Raw genomic sequence first — 19,538 nt, 5'->3', positions numbered from 1 at the left:
GGGCAGGCGAGCCGAGTGGAAGTCTGGGATTGCTGATTTGAGTCTGGCCATCGCCGCGACGCGTCGTCGCGCGGAGCCGGAGCGCACCCGCACGCAACGGCAGGGACGGGGACTACCCCGCGGCGGCGGCCAGCAGGCGCGAGACGTGTTCGGCCAGCGCGGGCAGCGGCTGCGGCTTGGGCAGCACCAGGTCCACGCCCAGGGCCTGGGCGCGGTCGGTGATTTCCTGCGACGCGAACGCGGTCAGCAGGACGATGCGCGTCATGGGCGCGAAGCGGCGCACGAAGTCCGCCAGCATCAGCCCTTCCTCGGACAGCGTCCCGCTCAGCCGCAGGTCGCTGATGACCAGGTCGTAGCGGCCCGTGGTCATCAGGTCCAGCGCTTCGTCCAGCGCGCTCGCGGAATCCACGCGGTAGCCGGCCCCGGCGAAGAACTGACCCAACACCCAGCAGAGGGAAGACTCGTCATCGACGATCAGGATGTTCTGGGCCACGGAACCGGCCCCCAAGCAAGCTCAGGGCCATGGACGGGCTAGTCCCGGTTCCAAGTAAATTCCGACGCTTGCTCTTGAGCGGCGCTGGCGTTTCGCGCGCTGCGTCCAGGCTACGGATCCGGTTTCTGGAATCCGGACCGGTTGATGCCCAGGCGCTTCAGCCGCTCATAGAGGGAGGAGCGGGGGATGCCGAGTCGCGCGGCGGCGCGCTCCACGTGGCCATTCTCGCGGCGGAGGATGCGCTCGATGTGGCGGCGCTCCAGCTCCTCGAGGGTGAGGTTGTCGTCGGCGTCCGAGCCGGACTCACCGGCGCTGGCCTCGAAGCGCAGGTCTCCCCGGGACAGCGGCCCGCCTCCGGACAGGAGGACGGCGCGCTCCAGCACGTTGCGCAGCTCGCGGATGTTGCCGGGCCAGGCGTAGCGGGTGAGGGCGACCTCCGCGTCGGGTTGCAGGCCCACGCCGCCGCGGCCTCGCGCCGCGCCCAGCTCCGCCAGGACGTGGTGCGCCAGCCCGACGATGTCCTCCGGCCGCTCGCGCAGCGGGGGCACGTGGAGGATGAGCGTGCTGACGCGGAAGTAGAGGTCGCTGCGGAAGCGCTTCTCCCGGGCGCCCGCGCCCAGGTCCTGGTGCGTGGCCGCGATGAGGCGCACGTCCACGCGGCGGTCCCTGACGTCGCCCAGCCGCCGGAAGCGCTTCTCCTCCAGCACCTTCAGCAGCTTGGGCTGGACGGCCGAGTCCATGTCGCCAATCTCGTCCAGGAAGAGGGTGCCCCGGTCGGCCACCTCCAGCAGGCCCTGCTTGGCGGCCACCGCGCCGGTGAAGGCGCCCTTCTCATGGCCGAACAGCTCCGAGTCGAGCAGGTCCTTGGAGAGCGCCGCGCAGTTGAGGTCCACGAAGGGCGCGTCCTTGCGCGGTCCCCCTTCGTGCAGCCAGCGCGCGAGCACGCTCTTGCCGCTGCCCGTCTCCCCGGTGATGAGCACCGGGCTGTCGCTTTCGATGATGCGCTCGGCCTGCGCCTGGAGCGCGCGGAGGGCGGCGCTGGTGCCCACGAAGGGGTCCACCCTCCCACGGGTGACGCGCGAGCGCTCCGCCAGCAGCCGCTGCCGCTCCCGCCGCTGCGCCACCAGCCGGTCCAGCACCACCTTGAGGACGGCCAGCTCCACGGGCTTGGTGAGGAACTGCTCGGCGCCTTCCTTCACCGCCTGGACGGCCAGCTCGATGGAGCCATGGCCGGTGAGCACCACCAGCGGCACGGAGGCGTCAATGTCCTTGAGCCGGGGCAGCAGCTCCAGCGCGGTGCCGTCCGTGAGCCGGTAGTCCACCACCGCCACGTCCGGACGCGTGGCGCGGAACGCCTCCTGCGCCTCGGCGAGGCTGGAGGCCTCGTCCACGTCGAACCCGTGGGCGGTGAGGAAGCCCCGCATGCCCAGGCGGATGCCGGGCTCGTCGTCCACGAGGAGGATTCGGGTACGCGTCATGAAGCCAGGGAGTCTACGTGTTGCGTTGATACAGGCGAAGAAACAGCCGGCAGCAGCAGCGTGACTTCCGCCCCGCCCTCCGGGTGATTGCGCAGGCGGATGACGCCCTGGTGCTCCTCCAGGATGCGCTGGACGATGGACAGCCCCAGCCCCGTGCCGCCGCGCCGCTTGCTGAAGAAGGGCTCGAAGACATGGGGCAGGTCCTCCTCGCGGAAGCCCGGCCCGCCGTCACGCACGGTGCACCGCACCCACGCCCGGCCGGCCTCCTCGGCGTGCTCCGTGGCCACGCGCACCGCGCTGCCGGCGGGCGAATGCTGCACCGCGTTCTCCACCACGTTGCGGAAGACATGAAACAAGCGCCGGGCGTCCATGCGGACGCGGGGCAGGGCGTCCGCATGGGCCCGCTCCACCGTCACGCCCGCGCGCTCGCTGGCCAGCGCGCACGCGGAGAGCGCGTCCGCGACCACGGGGAGGACGGGGCCTTCCACCCACTCACCCCGGGTGGGGCGGCCGTACTCGAAGAGCTCCTGGGTGAGGTGGTTGAGCCGCTTCACCTCGCCGCGCAGGACGTCCACGTAGGGTTTGAGCTCCGCGCGCGCGCCGAAGGTGGCCTCCACCGCGTCCACCACGGCGGAGATGGAGAAGAGCGGGTTGCGGACCTCGTGGGCCACGCCCGCGACGATGGCGCCCATGGCGGCCATGGTCTCACTGCGCCGCAGGCTGGCCTGGAGCTCCAGCAGGCGCGTCACCTCGGTGGCGACCAGGATGATGCGGGAGTCCTCGCCGCCCGCTTCGTCCACCCACGTCGCGGAGACCTCCCACGTGCGGCGCGACACCGGGTCGCCCAGCTCCCGGGTGGCGCTGGCGCGGGTGCGGCGCAGCTCCTCCACCAGCGGCAGCGCGTGGGACCAGGGCGGGGCGCTGGCCGCGGTGAACAGCGGCTGGCCGGAGGGGTCCATGCCTCCGAAGAGCGCGATGGCCGCGGCGTTGAGCCGCTGCACGGTGCCGTCCGCGCCCAGCACCATCAGCGGCGAGGACACGGCGTCGAAGGTGCGGCGCCACTCCTGCGCGGAGCGGCGGAAGCTGTCATGGAGGCGCTGCCGCAGGTCGTCCGCGAGGCGCCGGTCCGTGATGTCCGTGACGACGCAGCCCACGTGCAGCTCGCCCTGCGCGTCCAGCGCGGAGGCGGCGGCGCGGCTGCGCACCCAGCGCACGCGGCCGTCGGCGCAGATGAGCCGGTGCTCCAGCTCCGCCTCCGCGCCCGGCGCCAGGCCCTCGATGCTGGCGCGGTAGCGGGCGCGGTCCTCCGGGTGGATCATCTCCGCCCAGAGCGGCGGCGGGCCGCCATCCGGCGCGAGCTGGACGAACGCGGCGGCGGCATAGCCGGTGGTGCGCTCGATGACGGGGGTGCAGTAGAAGTCGCGCAGCCTGCCGCCGCGCAGCTTGCCGCCCCACAGGTAGTCCGGCAGCGAGCGCGTGAGCACGTCCAGCCGGCCCTCGTGCTCCTGGAGGCTCTTCTCGGCGCGCATGCGCTCGGTGAGCTCGGACAGCGCGGCGATGACGCCCAGCACCTCGCCATTCGCGCCGCACACGCGCAGGTAGCTGCCGAACCAGTAGCGGCTCTCACCGGGGGCCGCGGGCGTCTCCACCTGGAGCAGGGTGTCCTGGATGGACGCGCCCGTGCTGAGCGCGAGCTGGAGGCGCGGGGCGATGAGCTGTCCCAGGTCGGGCATCACCTCGGTGACGTGCCGGCCCAGGTGGCGCTCCGCGGGCAGGCCATGCATCGCGGCGAGGGCCGTGTTGACGTGGACGTAGCGCAGCTCGCGGTCGAAGAAGGCGAAGCCCACGGGCGTGACGTCCATGACGGCTTCGCGCAGGGCGCTGGCGTCATTCGCGCTGCGCAAGGCGGCGTCCCGCGCGCGGTGGGCGCGCTCGCGGCTGCGCAGGAGCAGCATCGCCAGGGTGCCGCTGATGAGCAGCCCCACGGCGGCGGTGAGGAGGATGCGCGCCGGGGTGCTCACCGGCCCGGAGTAGCTCCAGACCCCCTCGACGGCCGCGGAGAGCGTGGTGGCCACCAGGACGGCCATCAACAACTGTCGACGGGAGGGGAAGTCTTGCATGCGGTGGGCTGCGAGCGCGGGAGTCTAACCGCATTCCAGGTCGGGGCGGGGGCGCCGCTGGCGGGGAGCGCCACCCTGGTGGCGTGGCGGGCAGGAGGCCGGGCACGGGATTTCCACCTCCGGAATTTCGGGACCTGGGTCTAGATTGGGGCCCGCCAACCTGGATGCCTCCACCTGAGATGCCGGTCCCATCATGACCCTGGCAGTCCCCCTGCTCGTCGACGAAGCGCCGCGGACGTCCCTCCCCACTCCCCACCCCCACGCGCTCGTCGAACCGGAGGCCTTCGCGCAGGACCTCCAGGCGCTCAAGCAGGAGCTGGAGTCCTCGCTGGGCGAAGCGGACCTGGCGCACGCCCGGAAGATCGAGCGCTGGGGCCGCGCCTGCTCCTTGCTGGGCTACGCGACGGCGTGGCTGATGCCCAACCCGGTGTCCGCGCTGCTCATCGCGCAGGGCAACACGGCCCGGTGGACGATGATGGCCCACCACGTCACGCACCGGGGCTACGACAAGGTGCCGGGCGTGCCGGCGCACTACACCGGCAAGCGCTTCGCCACCGGGTGGCGCCGCTTCATCGACTGGCCGGACTGGATTCATCCCCAGGCCTGGCGGCACGAGCACAACGTGCTGCACCACGGACACACCGGCGAGACGGCGGACCCGGACCTGGTGGAGATGAACACGGAGTGGCTGCGCCAGTCGCGCCTGCCGCTGCTGCTCAAGTACGCGGTGGTGGCCTTCTTCGCCTGCACCTGGAAGGTGACGTACTACGCGCCCAACACGTTCCTGGAGTGGCGCCGCTTCGAGCGCAAGCGCGCGGGGGGCCCGGACGAGGCGGGCACGCCGTCGCTCGTCACCGCCTTCAACCCGTTCAGCTCCGAGGGCCGCGCCTTCTGGTGGACGTGCCTGCTGCCCTACGCGGGCCTGCGCTTCGTGCTGCTGCCCGCGCTCTTCGCGCCGCTGGGCGCGTGGGCCGTCCTCAGCGTGTTCGCCAACAGCGTCCTCGCGGAGGTGCTGACCAACATCCAGAGCTTCGTGCTCATCGCGCCCAACCACGCGGGAGACGACCTCTACCGCTTCGAGGGCCGGGCGCGCAGCGGCGCGGAGTTCTCCGTGCGGCAGGTGGTGGGCTCGGTGAACTACGCCACCGGCAACGACGTGGTGGACTTCCTCCACGGCTGGCTGAACTACCAGATTGAGCACCACCTCTGGCCCAGCCTGCCCATGACGCGTTACCGGGAGGCGCAGCCCCGGGTGAAGGCCCTGTGTGAGAAGCACGGCGTGCCCTACGCGCAGGAGAGCGTCTTCCGCCGCGTGAAGCGGCTGGTGGACATCATGGTGGGGCGCACGTCGATGCGCGCGTGGAGCCCGGCCCCGCGCGGCTGACTCCCGCTCAGGCGGAGGGTTGCGTCGCGTCCGGGGCCTGCTGCTCCCGGGCCGCCTGTGCGAGCAGGGCGCGCACCTCGTCATCCTCCGTCTGCGCGAAGTCGCGGTACCACAGGCCCACGGAGTAGAAGGGCTCGGGCGTCCGGACGCAGACGACCTCGTCCGCCACCTGGCCCAGGCTCTCACACGTCTCCTCCGGGGCCACTGGCACGGCGACGATGATGGCCGCGGGCCCCTGGATTCGCAGCGCCGCCACGGCCGCGCGCATCGTCGTCCCGGTGGCCAGCCCGTCATCCACCAGGATGACCGTGCGGCCGCGCACGTCGGGAGGCGGACGGCCTTCGCGGTAGCGCTGCTCGCGCCGCTGGAGCTCCTGCGACTCGCGCCGGGTCGTGGCTTCAAGCTGCTCGCGGCTGATGTTGAGCTCGTCCACCACCGCGCGGTTCAGGACGCGCACGCCGCCGGAGGCGATGGCGCCCATGGCCAGCTCCTCGTGTCCGGGGGTGCCGAGCTTGCGCACCAGGAAGACGTCCAGGGGGATGCCCAACTTCCGGGCGACCTCGGCGGCCACGGGCACGCCGCCCCGGGGCAGGGCCAGCACCAGGGTGCCGGGTTGCCCTGCATGGCGCCGCAGGTGGTCAGCGAGGACACGGCCTCCTTCATAGCGGTCCTGGAATTGAGGCTCTTGCATGCCGCCGCTCCTCGTCGCCCTCCGGTGTGGAACGGGCGCCTGTCACGAGAAAGCTGGACACGCCCGTGAGATCGCGGAACGAGGCGGCCCGTCGCACGGGCGCGGGGCGCCTGCCTGGAGGTTGGCAGCGGGACTCACACGCGGCTCGCTGCCTGCCTGTCGCGGCTCCCGGGATGGGGCCTGGGCGTCAAGCGCGCGGCTGGCGCACCTGGTTCGCTGCCTGCTCTTCGCGACTCACGCGATGATTTCAGGCCGACCGGGCTGGTTGGGCACGGGCGGGTCGTGGATGCCAGGCGGCTTGATGTCCGGCGGCTGGGGCGGCTCGATTTCTGGAGGTTGCCGGTTGGGCGGCTCCTCCTTCGGCGGCGCCTGGGGGCCGGGAGGCTCTCGCCCGGGCTTCTTGTCGGGGTTCGGGTCCTTCACGGGCGCGTCAGGTGTCGTCGGTACCTCGGGCATGCCGTGTTGCTCCTCTCGGGTTCACCAGCCCGGAGACAGTGGGCACGGCGCGAGCCCGCGGGCACCGTCCCCGTCGCCCAGTCAACGCGAGGCGCCTCGGCCCCTGGGTCGCTCGCCTGCTGGGCGGGCTTCCCCCCAACGGACGCGAGCGGGGCAGCCCCTTCCCGTCTGCTGCACCGCGCCAGCACCGCCTTCACGTTCCGTGGAGCGGAGCACGACAGCCAAGAGGAGACGAGCGATGAAAGCTGCCCTTTGGGGAATCGGTGGCGCGGGGCTGGGGGTGGGGCTGATGTACTGGACGGACCCACGCAGCGGCCGCTGGCGCAGGTCGCACCTGCAGGGGAAGGCCGTGCACGCGGCGCATGAAGCGGGAGGCGCGGTGGGCGTGGTGGCCCGGGACCTCTCACAGCGCTCGCGCGGCGTCTATTTCGAGTCGCTCCGCAAGCTGCACCGCGCACCGGTGGACGACCTCGTCCTGGAAGAACGCGTGCGCTCGGCCCTGGGCCGCGTGTGCTCGCATCCCGGGGCCATTCGCGTGACGGCGCGGGACGGCATGGTCCGGTTGGAAGGCCCCATCCTGGTCGAGGAGCTCCGGCGCGTCCTGCCGCGCATCGGCAAGGTGCCTGGGGTGCATGGGGTGGACAACCAGCTCGTTCCCTACGCGGAAGGGTCGGCGCACCCGGCGCTTCAAGGAGGCATCATGCGCTCTGGCGAGTCGAGGCTCTTCTTCCAGGAACATTGGTCCCCGTCCGAGCGGCTCTTCGGTGCGCTGGGGGGCCTGACGTTGACGGCCTGGGGCCTGGGGCGGCGGGGACTTTCGGGCACGCTGGCGGCGCTGGGCGGCGTGGTGCTGAGCACCCGGGCGCTGACGAACCTGGGGATGCGCCGGCTCACCGGGCTGGGCGCGGGCCGGCGGGCCATCACCCTGCACAAGGACATCAACGTCGACGCGCCGGTGGAGGAGGTGTTCGCCTTCTGGAAGGAGATGCAGAACTTCCCCCGGTTCATGACGCACGTGGATGAGGTGATTCCGGGGACCGAGGGCCGGTCGCACTGGAAGGTGCGAGGGCCCGCGGGGCTGCACTTCGAATGGGATGCCGTCGTCACGAAGTTCGTGCCCAACAAGGTGCTGGCCTGGAAGAGCGTGGAGGGCACCGCGGTGGAGAACCTGGGCGTCATCCACTTCGAGCCCACGCCGCGCGGCGGGACGCGGGTGGACATCCGGCTGTCCTACAACCCGCCGGCGGGGGCCATTGGCCATGCCTTCGCGAAGCTGCTGGGCGCGGACCCCAAGAAGCAGATGGATGACGACCTGCTGCGCTTCAAGTCGCTGCTGGAGCGGGGCCGGGCCACGGGCCGGGAGGCGAAGGTGACGCGCGAGGAGCTCGCGCCCCGGCGCCGGGAGGCCCGCGACACCCTGACGCATTGAGCGGTGCGGGGTCGCGCGGCTGGCGGGAGCCGAAAAGCGGGGAGGGCATCGCCAAGGGGCGCTCACGGTGGCCTCGCGGCCTGCCGGGGCGCGCCTGCCGCGTGGTATGGGCTGACGGGACCACCCGAGGTGCTCCGGCACGACTCGGAGGGGCGCATGGCTCCCGTCGGAACCGCCGAAGGCAGCGTGTGCAGGAGGCGCGATGCGGCTGGACCTCGCGGATTGTCGGCTGTTCCTCTGCATCGTGGATGCGGGGAGCATCACGCAGGGGGCGCAACGCGCGAACCTGACGCTGGCCTCGGCGAGCGAGCGGCTGCGGAGCATCGAGGACGCCGTCGGCGTCAAGCTGCTGGAGCGGCGGCCTCGGGGCGTGGTGACGACGGAGGCGGGAGACGCCCTGGTGCATCACGCCCGGTTGATGCTGCAACAGCAGGCGTTGTTGAAGGATGAGCTGGAGGCCTTCGTGTCAGGCCGCCGCGGGACCCTCCGCCTCCACGCCAACACCGCCGCGTTGACGGAGTTTCTTCCCGAGAAGCTGGCGCCCTGGCTCGCCCGGAACCCACGCGTGAATGTGGAGCTGCGGGAGCGCACCAGCGCGGACATCGTCAAGGCGGTGGAGGCGGGGCTGGCGGAGGCGGGGCTCATCTCCGACGCCGTGGAGACCCGCGCGCTTCAGGTCCGCCCGGTCGAGCCGCATCCCCTGGTGCTCATCATCCCCGCCGGGCATGCGCTGGCCTCGGCCGCGAGCCTCGCGCTGAGCGACGTTCAAGGTGAGCCGTTCGTCGGCCTGGCGCCCGACAGCGCGCTGCAGGAGCACCTCAACGGGCACGCACGCCGGGCGGGCTTCGAGCTGTCCTACCGCGTCCGGATGAAGGACTTCCGGGGCCTGTGCGAGCTGGTGTCCCACGGCGTGGGCCTGGGCATCGTCCCGGAGCGCGTGGTTTGGCGGCATCACCGGGAAGGGACCTATCGGCGGGTGCCCCTGTCGGACGCATGGGCCCAGCGCCGCCTCTGTGTCTGCTTCCAGGATTGGGAGCGCCTGTCGGCTCCGGTTCGCGACCTGCTGGAGCATCTGCTCGCGGTTTAGGCGTGCGTCTGGCGCCGTGCGGCCGCATGAACGACGAAGCCCCCGGTCCTTGTCGGGACCAGGGGCTGCGTGACGCGTCACCGCTGTGCGGTGGAACGCTAGAAGGTGGGCATGAAGACCTTGAAGCCGCTGCGACCGTTGTTGGTCGTGTTGCGCTCGATGAAGTCGCTGGCCGAGGAGTGGCCGTCACCGGTGGTGATGGCGGTGTGGCCGTAGATGCTGCCCAGGCGGGAGGACGTCTTCTCCCAGGTGAGGACGAGGCCCGGAATCTTCAGCGCCTCCTCCAGCGACATGTTGACCTGCTTGAACTTGTCGCGCGGCAGGTTGTTGTCGATCTGGTTGCCATTGCCCCAGACCTTGAAGCCGAAGGCGTTCTGGATGGCCCGGCTCACGCCCGTGGCGCACAGGCCCTGGCTGTTGTAGCCGCCCATGCTCAGCGCCGCGGCGCGGCCCGCGTCGGCCAGCCGGCGCATCGTGGAGCTCGCGTTGCTGGGGCCCGCGCCCGTCGCGCCGCCCACGCTGTTGCCTCCGCCCGTCCCACCCGTGCCGCCGCCGCGGACGCCCTGACGCCCGCCGCCCGCGTCAAAGCTGTCACGGCCGGAGTAGCCGCCGATACGCAGCGTGTTGCCCGTGTAGATGAGGTCGGGGTTCTTGATGTTGTTGTCTCGGGCCAGCTTGGAGACGGTGGTGCCGAAACGGACGGCCAGGGCGGAAAGGGTGTCGCCACGTCGGATGCGGTAGTTGGACATTGGAACCTCCTGCCCCCATTTTCGGACGGTCCTCCGTGGAGTTGCGCCGCTCTTCCCAGAATCTTGGAATGGTTGCGGATTCGTAACATTTCACCCATGCTGAAATTGGCCCCGAGCGCCCCGCCGGCCCACCCGGCTTGGGTGGAGCGGCGAGGCGCCGGGGCTTGGATCAGAGCGTCTGGAGGAACGCGAGCAGGGCGTCCCGCTCCGGCGGGGAGAGGGCCTCGTAGGCGCGCCGCGAGGGCTCCGCCTCGCTGCCGTGCAGGGTGATGGCGGCGGCCACGGTGCTGGCTGCGCCGTCATGAAGGTAGGGCGCCGTATGGGCCAGTCCCCACAGCGGCGGGGTGCGCAGCTCGTACATCCCGGCGGGTCCGTCCTCCACGCCCCTGCGCCCGTGGCGCATCACGTCATGCAGCAGCAGGTCACTGTAGAGGCGGACCGTCTGCCCGTCCGGGGTGGGGAAGGAGGGGACGTGGCACTTGGCGCAGCCCACGTCATGGAACAGCGCGAGCCCCGCGCCGTCCAGGTCGGGCCGGGCGCCGGTGCGAGGCGGCGGCGCCAGCGTGGACAGGTAGAAGGTGAGGGTTTCGAGGGTCGGCAGCCCCACCTCCGGGTCCGCGACGTCGTCGTCATCCCGCGCCGTGCCGAAGGTTCGCGCGGGCTCGTCGGCCAGCGTCAGCCCCAGCTCGTTGCTCAGCGCATCCCGGACGAACTCGTGCACGTCGGGCACGTTGGCCTTCCAGCCGAAGCGGCCCAGCCGCCCGTCCGCCAGGCGATGCGCCCGGCCGCGAACCCCGTCGCCGTCGGCATCCCCGGGGTCCTCGTTGGCGAGGATGAGCGCCTCGGGGATGCGTTCGATGAGGCCCAGGCCGAAGAGGGCGGGCGTCTGACGCCGCTCGAAGAAGTTGCTGCGCGGGTCCAGAGGCGGCCGCGCGTCCACCGGGCCATGCCGGTGCGCCATGGTGCCCGGCGTCGGATAGACGAAGGTGCCGTCCACGAAGATGCCCTGGCGCGTGACGTCCAGGTCCAGGCCTCCCGCGCCGCCCGGCACCGGGTCGAAGTGGCAGGCGCGGCAGGAGTCGCCATTGAAGTGCGGGCCTACGCCCTCGCGGAGGCCGAAGTCCCGGTCGAACAGGTGCTGCCCCTGGCGGAAGCGCTCCTGGTCCTGGGCGTTGAGCGCCACGGCGGGGCCACCCCAGTCGCCGGTGGGAGGCACCGGGGCTTCGGGCGGCAACATGCCGTCGCTGCGCTGCGCGCGGCCGCCCAGGGACTCCAGGAAGGCGATGACCTTCGCCTGCTCCGAAAGGCTCAAGGCCACGTAGGCCTCCCGTGAGCGCCGCGCCTCGCCGCCGTGGAGCCGGATGGCCTCGTCCAGGTCGTCCGCGCGGCCGTCGTGCAGATAGGGGCCCGCGGCGGCGATGCCCCACAGCGGCTGCGTCCGGAACTCCGAGCCACCCGCCAGCTTCATCACGATGCCGTCATCCAGCTCCGGCCCCATGTCATGCAGGAGCAGGTCGCTGTAGAGCGGGATGAGCCCGCGAGGCCCCTCCAGCGCGGGGACGTGGCAGGCATCGCAGCGAAGCGTGGCGAAGAGCTGCTGGCCCGCCTCCGACGCTGGCGTGGGCGCGTCCGGCCGGGGCGCCGCCGTGAGCATGGAGAAGGAGACGAGGTCGAACAGCTCCTGCTCGCTCATCTCCGGGTCCGGCACGCCGTCATCATCCACGGTCGGTTCATCCGGCGCCGCCGCCTGGGCCTGGCGCACCGTGCGCAGGCCGTCCGCGGACTGTGTGGTGTCCGGCAGCCCATCCAGCGCGCTCGGCACGGGGAGCCGGGCCTTGGCCGCCTCCGACAAGGGGTTGGAGGTGATGCCCATGTGGTTGAAGACGGGGCCTCGGATGAATCCCTCGATGGAGACCGTCTGGGACTTCCGGCCGAAGCGGCCGACGAAGCCCCGGTCGTAGTTGGGCCGGCCGCTGATGCCGTCACCGTCCGCGTCATCCGGGTCCGCGTTCCGCAGGATGACCTCGTCTGGGATTTCCGCGAGCAGGCCCACGCCGAAGAAGGGGATGGGGTTGCGGGTGGCCAGGGTGTTGGTGGCGGCGTCGGTGGGGCGGCGCACGCCGTCCAGCGTGAAGTGCGGCTGCACCCCGTTGACGCCGGTGTTGACGAAGGAGCCATCCGGCAGCGTCTGGCCCACCAGGAGGAAGTTGCGGTACCGGCCCGCGCCACCGCCGACAACGGGCTTCTCATGGCAGTTCACGCAGCTCGCCACGTTGAAGGCCGGGCCCAGGCCCTCCTCCGGAGTGAAGCGGCGCAGCACCACCTGCCGTCCTCGTTCGAAGCTCTCCCGTTGCTCCTGCGTCGCGAAGGGAACCACGTCTCCCAGGTCGCCGAAGATGTCGGGGGCAATCTGGGGGGCCTTGGGGGGCTCGGAGCCCGAAGGGGAGCACCCCACGAGCCCCAGCGCGCAGGCGCAACCCAGCCCACGCATCCAGCGTGTCAGTGTCTTCATCGTCGTTGCCTCGGGTGATTACTCGTTGGGGCCCAGCGGCCGGGTCCAGGCGATGCCCTGATACGCGTCCGCCAGCGCGCCCAGGTTGCCGCCCACGGCGGTCAGGGTTCCGGACGCGTCGCCAAACACGCCGTGGAAGGTGAGCCGCGTGGTGGCGGGCACCGGCTGGGCGGTGAGGGAGTCCACGTCCACCACGGCCAGCGTCCCTTCGATGCCCACCACGTGCGCTGTCGCAGGGGTGCGCATCCAGACCCCGTTGAGGCCGGGCAACGGCGCCAGCTCGCGGGACGTCCACGCCGTGCCATCCCAGCGCGCCACCACGCCGTTGCTGCGCCCACCCACGACCACCACCTGCCTCGGGCCGGTTCCCCACACGGAGATGAGGTCGTCGCTGATGCCCACGAAGTGCTCGGTCCAGGCCGCGCCGTCCCAATGGAGGACGGCGCCCTTCTGGCCCACGGCCCAGACGTCATCGTGCGCGCTGCCCCAGACCTTGTAGAAGGCGTCCACGCGGTCGCGCTGGAGCGGCGGCACCTGCACCGCCGTCCACTCACGGCCGTCGTAATGGAGCAGGGTGGCATCGCCCGGTTGCCGGCCCCGGCCGCCCACTGCCCAGACGTCATCCGGCGCGGCGCCCCAGACACCCCAGAGGTCCTGGTCCGTGGGCACCGGCACGCGCCGCCACCGCGCGCCGTCGCCGTGCAACATCGTGCCTTCATTGCCCACGACCCAGACGTCCTCCGGGCCGAAGCCATGGCTCCAGTTGAGCAGCGGCACGGCTTCGGTGAGCGGCACGGGGGCCCAGCCGCCGGGCTGCTGCTGGTAGAGCGCGCCCTGGTCCATCCGGCCCCCAACGGCGAGCAGCGCCCCCCCCGGGCGGCGCGGAGACGTTCATCAACCAGCCCGCGTTCGTCGCGTCGAAAGCGGGAGTCCAGGCGGCGGGCTCGGCAGGGGTGGGGGAGGGCGTGGACTCCCCGCAGCCGGTGAGCAGCGCCAACCCCAAGGCGGCCCCCATGAGGCCGGACGTGCTCTTCACGGACATGCGTCGGGCCCCCACTGGATGATGCCTTCCCTGGTGTCGGTGGAGGACCGCCCGCCTGCGTCTTCCAGGCGCGCCTCCAGGGTGACGCGCTCGCCCAGCGCCTCGGACGGCTCCGGGACGACCAGCAACAGGCCGGAGAGCATCGCGGGGCGCTGCGCGTTCGCGGGCTCAAAGGGGAGTCGTAGTTGGTAGGGCAGGGACACCCGTTGGCCGTCCGACTGGCGCGTGAGCGCCAGCGTCACCGTGGCGGTGAGCGGGTCCAGGTTCCAGGCCTGGAGCGACACGAAGACGTGCTGGCTGCCCTGGCAGCCGCGCTGCAACCGCAGCGTGTCGCCGGGCTTCACGGGGACGTATTGCCCCGGCCGCCCCACGCCCACGGCCACGCGGGGGAGCGTCTGGGTGGGCTGATGCTCGGGTGGCTCGCTCTCGCCACCGCAGCCCATCAACCCCGCCGCCGCGGCGAGGCACAGGAGGCGCGGCGTCCTCACGGCGCCACCTCGGGCCGCGCCAGGTAGACGCCGTGGTCGGAGAGCAGGGCGACGTCCCGCTCGCCCACCGCGACCGCTTGCGGGTAGTAGAGCGTCGCGTCCCGGAAGCTGACGCGCTGCCCGGGGCCGATGCCTCCGCTGCGCACGGCGTTGCCCAGCCAGGTGGACACCGTGCCCGCCTCCAGGTCCACTGCGCGGATGACGTGGTTGCCGCTGTCCGCGACGTAGAGCCGCGTGCCCGCCGCGTTCAGCGAGATTCCGGCGGGCCCCTTGAAGAGGGCCTCCGCGACGGTGCCGTCCACCACGCCCGTGGTCCGGTCCTTCCCAGCGACGGTCGTCACCTCGCCGGTGGCCAGGGTGATGGCCCGCAGCGTCTGGGCGGAGGCGTCGGACACGTAGAGCCGCCCGGCCACCGCGTCCAGCGCGAGGCCCGAGGGCTCCCGGAAGCGCGCGGCGGCGCCCACTCCGTCAACGGTGCCTGACTCGCCCGCGGTGCCGGCCACCGTCGTCACCGCGCCCGTGGCGGTGGCGATGGCGCGCACGGTGCCGTTGCCCGAATCCGCGACGTACAGCGTGAGGCCATCCGGAGACAGCGCCAGGTGCTGCGGACTGGAGAAGCGGGCCGCCGCGCCTTCGCCGTCCGTAGCGCCGGCTTCGCTCGTGGCGCCGGCCAGCGTGCGGACGTTCCGCGTCCGCAGGTCGATGGCGCGCACCGTGTGAGCGCCCATGTCCGCGACGTAGAGGTGCTGGGTGGTCGCGTGCCACGCGAGCCCCGCGGGGTAGCCCAGGGTCGCCGTCTCCACGGGGCCGTCTTCACCCCCCGCCGTCCGGGGCTGGCCCGCCAGCGTGCGCGTCTCGCCCGCCTCGAACGCGACGGCGCGCACGGTGTGGTTGTACATGTCGGCGACGAACCAGGCGCCGTCCCCCGCGATGATGGCGGAGGGGCTGTCGAAGCGGGCTCGCGCTCCCGGCCCGTCCTCGACGCCGGACGGCTGCGCGGCGCCCGCGAGCGTCGTCATCTCCAGCGTGTCCAGGTCCAGGCGGCGCAGCGAGTTGGCGTCGCGGTCGTTGCAGTAGAGGAGGCCTCGCGCGGAGTCGAGCAGCGGCGGTCCGAAGGCGATGCCCAGGCGCACCGCCGCGCCCACGCCGTCCACCGGGCGTACGTCGTCCGCGTCACCCAGCAGGGTGGTGGTGCGTCCATCCGCCACGGCCACGCGCCTCAGCAGCCCGTCCCAGCCGGTGACGTACAGGAAGGCGGCGTCGCCCGTCAGCGACTGGGGCGTGTCGAAGCGCGCCTCGGGCCCCACGCCATCCTGGTTGCCATGGGCGCCGGCGCTGCCCGCCAGGGTGGTGACGTCGTACGTCGTCAGGTCGACCCGGCGCACCGTGTGATTGAAGGTGTCCGCGACATAGAGGTGCGTGCCGACGCGGACGATGCCGCCCAGGCCGCTGAAGCGCGCCGCCGCGCCGCGACCATCCACGCTCTGGTCCGCGCCGGAGTAGCGCGTGCCGGCCACGGTGGTGACCTGCCGGCTGGCCAGGTCCAGGGTCCGGAGCACGCGGTTGGTGCGGTCCGCGATGTAGAGCGTGGCGCCGTCCTCGGAGATGGCCAGGCTGTGCAGGAGCGACCCCAGCCGCGCCTCGTCACCCACGCCGTCCACGTTGCCCGGCGAGTCCGGGCTCCCGGCGAGCGTCGTCACCTGGGCATCCGGCAGGGAAACCCTGCGGATGGTGGGCCCATCCGCCAGGTACAGCGCGCTGCCGTCAGGGGCATGGGCCAGCGCGCGGGGGCTCTTGAAGCGCGCCTCCGTGGCCGTGCCGTCCACCGCGCCCATCTGCTGCACGCGGCCCGCCAGCGTCACGACCTCGCCCGTGCCGGTGTCGATGCGCCTAAGCAGGTTGTTGAAGGTGTCCGCCACGTAGACGTACGCGCCGTCGTGCGTCAGCACCGCGCCCGCGGGACCGCTGAAGCGCGCCGCCGTGCCCGTGCCGTCCACGAAGCCCGTGGCCGTATTGCCCGCGAGGAGCTCCAGCGTGTCGCGCGTCGCAACCCCGCCGCCGTCCGGCAGCGCGCCTGCGTCTGGCGTCGTCCCCGCGTCCGCCTGGACGCCGCCATCGGGCCGCGCTGGCGTGGAGGCGTCACCGCACGCCGAGCCCAGCAGGAGAAGGGCCGAGGTGAGGGCCCACTGGAAAAACCACGTCCTCGTGCTTCTGAAATTCATGGTGCCTCGTGTGAGAGGCATCCTGGTTATTGTAATCGTGTTTCATTTGCAATGCAGATGGTGGATTGCGGGCCCGCCGTTCGCGAGGAGGGCGGCGCGGCGCGGACGAGTGTTCTTTGTTGTCGCGATTTGCCGCGAACGCGCGCGCGTGGGAGCCCTGTGGGCGTGGCGCAAACCTTGCGCGTCGTGCGCTCGGGGGCCGGGGGCGCGCACTTCCCGCGGGGTGCTCCGCGGGGCCTCCCGTGCGCGGGCGCTGGCCTGGGGTTTGCTGAAGTGTCCCCGGCGGAGTCCCGTGACTCGCGGGCGGTGGCGCCTGGGCGGGGTGCAGTGCTCCTGCGAGGCGGGGGAGGAAGTTCCTGCTCCCAGGCGTTCAGCGCGGATAGGCTCTTACCCCAGGACACATGGCGGAAACCTTGTTCGAGGAATTGAAGCGGTACGTGGGCTTCAGCTCGGCCGACGAGCAGGCCCTCGTGGCCTTGCATGCCACCGCGAAGCCCCACTTCCCACGCATCGCCCGCGTCTTCTACGACCGCATCCTGGAGCATGAGGGGGCGCGTCAGGCGCTCGAAGGCGGGGAGAGCCAGGTGGGCCACCTGCGAGGCACCCTGCAGGGGTGGATGGACCAGCTCCTCCGGGGGCCGTGGGACGAGGCCTACTACGCGCTGCGCTGCCGCATTGGCCGCATGCACGTGCGAATCGCCTTGCCGCAGCACTACATGTTCGGCGCGATGAACGTGCTACGGCAGGAGTTCAACGGCCTCATCGACGCCGCCTACCTGGAGCAGCCCGACGCGCTCCGCGACGCGCGCAAGGCGTTGGGGAAGATATTGGACCTGGAGCTGGCCATCATGCTCCACACGTACCGGGAGGACCTGCTGGCGCAGCAGGCCCGCAGCGAGCGGCTGTCCACCTTCGGCCAGCTCGTGGGCTCCATCGGCCATGAGCTGCGCAACCCGCTGGGCGTCATCGAGACGTCGCTCTACATCCTCCGCGGACGTCCGGGCGCGGTGGACGAGCGCACCACCAAGCACCTGGACCGCATCGGCGACCAGGTGGGCATCGCCAACCGCATCGTCTCCGACCTGCTGGACATGATCCGGGACCGGCCCCTGCACCGGCAGGAGGTCTGGCTGGACGAGGTCTGGCAGGAGGCGCTCAAGGCCGTGCAGCGGCCGGACTCGGTGGCCGTGAGCGAGGAGGGCCTGGCGTCACTGCCCGCGGTGCAGGGCGACGCGGGGCAGCTCCGGCAGGTGTTCGTGAACCTGCTGGACAACGCGGTGCAGGCGCTGGAGGAGACGGGCGGGACGGTGGCGCTGTCCGCCGCCACGCGCGAGCCGGGGATGGTGGAGCTGGTCCTGGAGGACTCCGGTCCGGGCGTCAGCGACGTCATCCGCCGCCGCCTCTTCGAGCCGTTGATGACGACGAAGGCGCGCGGCATCGGGCTGGGGCTGCCGCTGGTCAAGCGCATCCTGGAGCGGCACGGCGGCGGCATCACGTATGTCCCCCGTCCCGGCGTGGGGGCGCGCTTCGTGATTTGCCTTCCCCTCATCGCCTCGGAGGAGACGCATGCGCCAGTACCTCCTGCTGGATGACAACCGGGCCTTCGCGGAGAACCTCGCGGAGATTCTTCGCGACGCCGGGGATGAGGCCACCGTCGTCACCAGCGGGGACGAGGCCGTGCGCCTGGCGAGCACCACGCGCTTCGACGCGCTGCTGACGGACATGCGCATGCCCGGCATGAGCGGCGCGGACGCGGTGCGCCACCTCCGCCGCGTGGACCCGGGCCTGGCCGCCGTGGTCATCACCGCCTATCCGCGCCAGGACGACCTGGAGACGGCCCGGCGTGAAGGGCTGCTCGCGGTGCTGCCCAAGCCGGTGCCCATCCCCACGCTGGTGGCGCTGCTGTCCGGTGCCCGCCGGGATGGCCTGGTGGTGCTGGTGGAGGACGACCCGGCGCTGAGCGACAACCTGGCCGAGCTGCTGCGCGGGCGCGGCTTCTCCTGCGTGACGGCGGCCTCGGTGCTGGACGCGGACCGCATCCTCTGCGCGCAGCCCTTCGCGGCGCTCGTGGACCTGCGTGTGCCCGGGGGGCCGGACGGTGAGGCCCTGCGGCGGCTGCGCGCGCGCTTCCCGCGCCTGCCCGTGTTCGTCATCACAGCCTATCCCGACGCGGCGCCGCTCGGCGAAGCCACGGGCGTCTTCTCCAAACCCTTCGACCCGGGCGCGCTGCTGCAGGTGCTGGAAACGGTGCATGCGGCGCGGCCCTCCCACGCCCCATGAGCGAGCCCACGCCTCCGTCCCTCCCGTCCGTCCTGGTGGTGGATGACAACGCGGCCTTCCTGGACAACCTCGAGGAGTTGCTCGGGGATGCGGGCTACGCCGTCCGGGGCGCGTCCAGTTGCAAGGCCGCGCATGCGCGGGCCCGCGACGGCTTCGACGTGGCGCTGGTGGACCTGCGCCTGCCGGATGGCGACGGCACGGCGCTGGCCGCCGAGCTGAAGGCCGCGTCGCCGGACTCGGAGGTGGTGCTGCTCACGGGCTTCGCCACGCTGGAGACGGCGGTGGCCGCGGTCCGAGCGGGGGCGTGCGCCTACCTGATGAAGCCGTGCGCGCCGCAGGAGCTGCTGCTGACGCTGGAGCAGGCGATGCGGCAGGTGCGCCTGCACGCGGAGAAGCGCGAGCTGGCGCGGCGAGCGCAAGTCACGGAGAAGCTGGCGGCGGTGGGGACGATGACGGCCGGCCTGTCCCACGAGATTCGCAACCCGCTCAACGCGGCGGCGCTCCAGCTCTCCGTCCTGGAGCGGCGCGTGCGGCGGCTGCCGGATGGCCAGCAGGCGCCCCTGCTGGAGCCGCTGCTGCTGGTGCGCGATGAAATCCGCCGCCTGGACCACATCCTGGAGGACTTCCTCCAGTTCGCGCGGCCCCGCGAGTTCCGCCCCGCCTCCGTGGACGTGAACGAGCTGCTGCGGCGGGTGGTGGACCTGCTGAGCGGTCAGGCCGCGTCCCGCAGGGTGTCGCTGGAGCTGACGCCGCGAGAGGCCCCCGTGCCCTCGGTGGCGGGCGAGGAGGAGCGGCTGCGTCAGGTGCTCATCAACCTGTGCCTCAACGCGCTGGAGGCCACGCCCGCGGGAGGCCACGTCACGCTGGCGGCGGGGCACGAAGGCGGGCGCGTCTGGCTCACCGTGGATGACAGCGGCCCGGGCGTCCCCCAGGAGGTGAGGGACCGCATCTTCGAGCCCTTCTTCACCACGAAGGCCCAGGGCTCGGGCCTGGGGCTGTCCATCGTCCATGCCATCGTGACGCAGCACGGTGGCACGCTGGAGGTGGACACGGCGCCCGGTGGGGGCGCCCGCTTCATCCTCCGGTTGCCGCTGGCGGGCTAGCCTC

The 19,538-nt window shown here is 72.1% G+C and carries 16 protein-coding genes; 6 read left to right on the top strand and 10 right to left on the bottom strand.

The annotated features are described in order from the left end of the window. Positions 1-112: 112 nt before the first annotated feature. From MYMAC_RS21050 to MYMAC_RS21040, 3 genes are all read right to left on the bottom strand, one after another. The gene (locus MYMAC_RS21050; RefSeq protein WP_239988926.1) at positions 113-493 is read right to left on the bottom strand and encodes a response regulator; all 381 of its coding nucleotides are present in this window, start codon (positions 491-493) and stop codon (positions 113-115) included. 110 nt (positions 494-603) lie between these two features. Then, complete coding sequence (locus MYMAC_RS21045) at positions 604-1,971, bottom strand: sigma-54-dependent transcriptional regulator (RefSeq protein WP_095959375.1); 1,368 nt, start codon at positions 1,969-1,971, stop codon at positions 604-606. Continuing rightward, positions 1,968-4,091, bottom strand: coding sequence for a PAS domain-containing sensor histidine kinase (locus MYMAC_RS21040; protein WP_095959374.1), 2,124 nt, complete (start codon positions 4,089-4,091; stop codon positions 1,968-1,970). The genes MYMAC_RS21045 and MYMAC_RS21040 overlap by 4 nt, the downstream gene beginning before the upstream one ends. Positions 4,092-4,284: 193 nt before the next feature. Here MYMAC_RS21040 and MYMAC_RS21035 point away from each other — a divergent pair, with 193 nt between their 5' ends. Beyond that, positions 4,285-5,475, top strand: a complete 1,191-nt coding sequence (locus MYMAC_RS21035; protein ID WP_095959373.1) for a fatty acid desaturase family protein — start codon at positions 4,285-4,287, stop codon at positions 5,473-5,475. A 7-nt stretch (positions 5,476-5,482) separates the two neighbouring features. Here MYMAC_RS21035 and MYMAC_RS21030 read toward each other — a convergent pair whose 3' ends face one another. Together MYMAC_RS21030 and MYMAC_RS21025 are read right to left on the bottom strand one after the other, a co-directional pair. After that, on the bottom strand, positions 5,483-6,166 hold the full coding sequence (locus MYMAC_RS21030; protein WP_095959372.1) for a phosphoribosyltransferase: 684 nt from the start codon (positions 6,164-6,166) through the stop codon (positions 5,483-5,485). Positions 6,167-6,400: 234 nt separating this feature from the next. Continuing rightward, positions 6,401-6,622 (bottom strand): hypothetical protein, encoded by a 222-nt coding sequence (locus MYMAC_RS21025; RefSeq protein WP_013940855.1) that lies wholly within the window; start codon positions 6,620-6,622, stop codon positions 6,401-6,403. A 238-nt stretch (positions 6,623-6,860) separates the two neighbouring features. On the opposite strand from MYMAC_RS21025, the gene MYMAC_RS21020 reads away from it, so the two are divergent. After that, positions 6,861-8,051 (top strand): SRPBCC family protein, encoded by a 1,191-nt coding sequence (locus MYMAC_RS21020; protein ID WP_239988925.1) that lies wholly within the window; start codon positions 6,861-6,863, stop codon positions 8,049-8,051. Positions 8,052-8,253: 202 nt separating this feature from the next. Beyond that, positions 8,254-9,138 carry a LysR family transcriptional regulator gene (locus MYMAC_RS21015; protein WP_095959371.1) on the top strand — a complete coding sequence of 295 codons (885 nt, stop codon included), beginning with the start codon at positions 8,254-8,256 and terminating at the stop codon, positions 9,136-9,138. 98 nt (positions 9,139-9,236) lie between these two features. On the opposite strand, the gene MYMAC_RS21010 is transcribed toward MYMAC_RS21015, so the two are convergent. From MYMAC_RS21010 to MYMAC_RS20990, 5 genes are all read right to left on the bottom strand, one after another. Further along, entirely contained in the window at positions 9,237-9,887 is a 651-nt protein-coding gene (locus MYMAC_RS21010; protein WP_013940852.1) for a LysM peptidoglycan-binding domain-containing protein, read from the bottom strand. A gap of 169 nt (positions 9,888-10,056) precedes the next feature. Continuing rightward, complete coding sequence (locus tag MYMAC_RS21005; RefSeq protein WP_095959370.1) at positions 10,057-12,399, bottom strand: di-heme oxidoredictase family protein; 2,343 nt, start codon at positions 12,397-12,399, stop codon at positions 10,057-10,059. An 18-nt stretch (positions 12,400-12,417) separates the two neighbouring features. Then, positions 12,418-13,242, bottom strand: a complete 825-nt coding sequence (locus MYMAC_RS21000; protein WP_095959369.1) for a beta propeller repeat protein — start codon at positions 13,240-13,242, stop codon at positions 12,418-12,420. 189 nt (positions 13,243-13,431) lie between these two features. Next, positions 13,432-13,929: a hypothetical protein gene (locus tag MYMAC_RS20995; protein WP_157757528.1), complete on the bottom strand. Its 498-nt coding sequence runs from the start codon at positions 13,927-13,929 to the stop codon at positions 13,432-13,434. Continuing rightward, a complete protein-coding gene (locus MYMAC_RS20990; protein ID WP_095959367.1) occupies positions 13,926-16,151 on the bottom strand; it encodes an NHL repeat-containing protein in 2,226 nt (741 codons plus the stop codon). Before MYMAC_RS20990 ends, MYMAC_RS20995 begins: the two co-directional genes overlap by 4 nt. 401 nt (positions 16,152-16,552) lie before the next feature. Between MYMAC_RS20990 and MYMAC_RS20985 the strand changes: the two genes are divergently transcribed. Genes MYMAC_RS20985 through MYMAC_RS20975 form a run of 3 tightly spaced genes read left to right on the top strand, consistent with a single transcriptional unit; the run spans position 16,553 to position 19,534 of the window. Beyond that, positions 16,553-17,743: a sensor histidine kinase gene (locus tag MYMAC_RS20985; RefSeq protein ID WP_095959366.1), complete on the top strand. Its 1,191-nt coding sequence runs from the start codon at positions 16,553-16,555 to the stop codon at positions 17,741-17,743. After that, positions 17,718-18,431, top strand: a complete 714-nt coding sequence (locus MYMAC_RS20980; RefSeq protein ID WP_095959365.1) for a response regulator — start codon at positions 17,718-17,720, stop codon at positions 18,429-18,431. Before MYMAC_RS20985 ends, MYMAC_RS20980 begins: the two co-directional genes overlap by 26 nt. After that, positions 18,428-19,534, top strand: coding sequence for a sensor histidine kinase (locus MYMAC_RS20975; protein ID WP_095959364.1), 1,107 nt, complete (start codon positions 18,428-18,430; stop codon positions 19,532-19,534). The genes MYMAC_RS20980 and MYMAC_RS20975 overlap by 4 nt, the downstream gene beginning before the upstream one ends. Positions 19,535-19,538: the final 4 nt, after the last annotated feature.

The sequence above is a fragment of the Corallococcus macrosporus DSM 14697 genome (assembly GCF_002305895.1).
GTDB lineage: Bacteria > Myxococcota > Myxococcia > Myxococcales > Myxococcaceae > Myxococcus > Myxococcus macrosporus.
This window is presented reverse-complemented; position numbering and strand designations above follow the sequence as displayed.

Bases quoted from the DNA above. Each gene is read 5' to 3' on its own strand.
- MYMAC_RS21045 (WP_095959375.1), bottom strand. From the start codon at position 1,971: ATGACGCGTACCCGAATCCTCCTCGTGGACGACGAGCCCGGCATCCGC.
- MYMAC_RS21000 (WP_095959369.1), bottom strand. From the start codon at position 13,242: ATGGACCAGGGCGCGCTCTACCAGCAGCAGCCCGGCGGCTGGGCCCCC.
- MYMAC_RS21025 (WP_013940855.1), bottom strand. From the start codon at position 6,622: ATGCCCGAGGTACCGACGACACCTGACGCGCCCGTGAAGGACCCGAAC.
- MYMAC_RS21010 (WP_013940852.1), bottom strand. From the start codon at position 9,887: ATGTCCAACTACCGCATCCGACGTGGCGACACCCTTTCCGCCCTGGCC.
- MYMAC_RS21035 (WP_095959373.1), top strand. From the start codon at position 4,285: ATGACCCTGGCAGTCCCCCTGCTCGTCGACGAAGCGCCGCGGACGTCC.
- MYMAC_RS20985 (WP_095959366.1), top strand. From the start codon at position 16,553: ATGGCGGAAACCTTGTTCGAGGAATTGAAGCGGTACGTGGGCTTCAGC.
- MYMAC_RS20990 (WP_095959367.1), bottom strand. From the start codon at position 16,151: ATGAATTTCAGAAGCACGAGGACGTGGTTTTTCCAGTGGGCCCTCACC.
- MYMAC_RS21005 (WP_095959370.1), bottom strand. From the start codon at position 12,399: ATGAAGACACTGACACGCTGGATGCGTGGGCTGGGTTGCGCCTGCGCG.
- MYMAC_RS21040 (WP_095959374.1), bottom strand. From the start codon at position 4,091: ATGCAAGACTTCCCCTCCCGTCGACAGTTGTTGATGGCCGTCCTGGTG.
- MYMAC_RS21015 (WP_095959371.1), top strand. From the start codon at position 8,254: ATGCGGCTGGACCTCGCGGATTGTCGGCTGTTCCTCTGCATCGTGGAT.
- MYMAC_RS21020 (WP_239988925.1), top strand. From the start codon at position 6,861: ATGAAAGCTGCCCTTTGGGGAATCGGTGGCGCGGGGCTGGGGGTGGGG.
- MYMAC_RS21030 (WP_095959372.1), bottom strand. From the start codon at position 6,166: ATGCAAGAGCCTCAATTCCAGGACCGCTATGAAGGAGGCCGTGTCCTC.
- MYMAC_RS20975 (WP_095959364.1), top strand. From the start codon at position 18,428: ATGAGCGAGCCCACGCCTCCGTCCCTCCCGTCCGTCCTGGTGGTGGAT.
- MYMAC_RS20980 (WP_095959365.1), top strand. From the start codon at position 17,718: ATGCGCCAGTACCTCCTGCTGGATGACAACCGGGCCTTCGCGGAGAAC.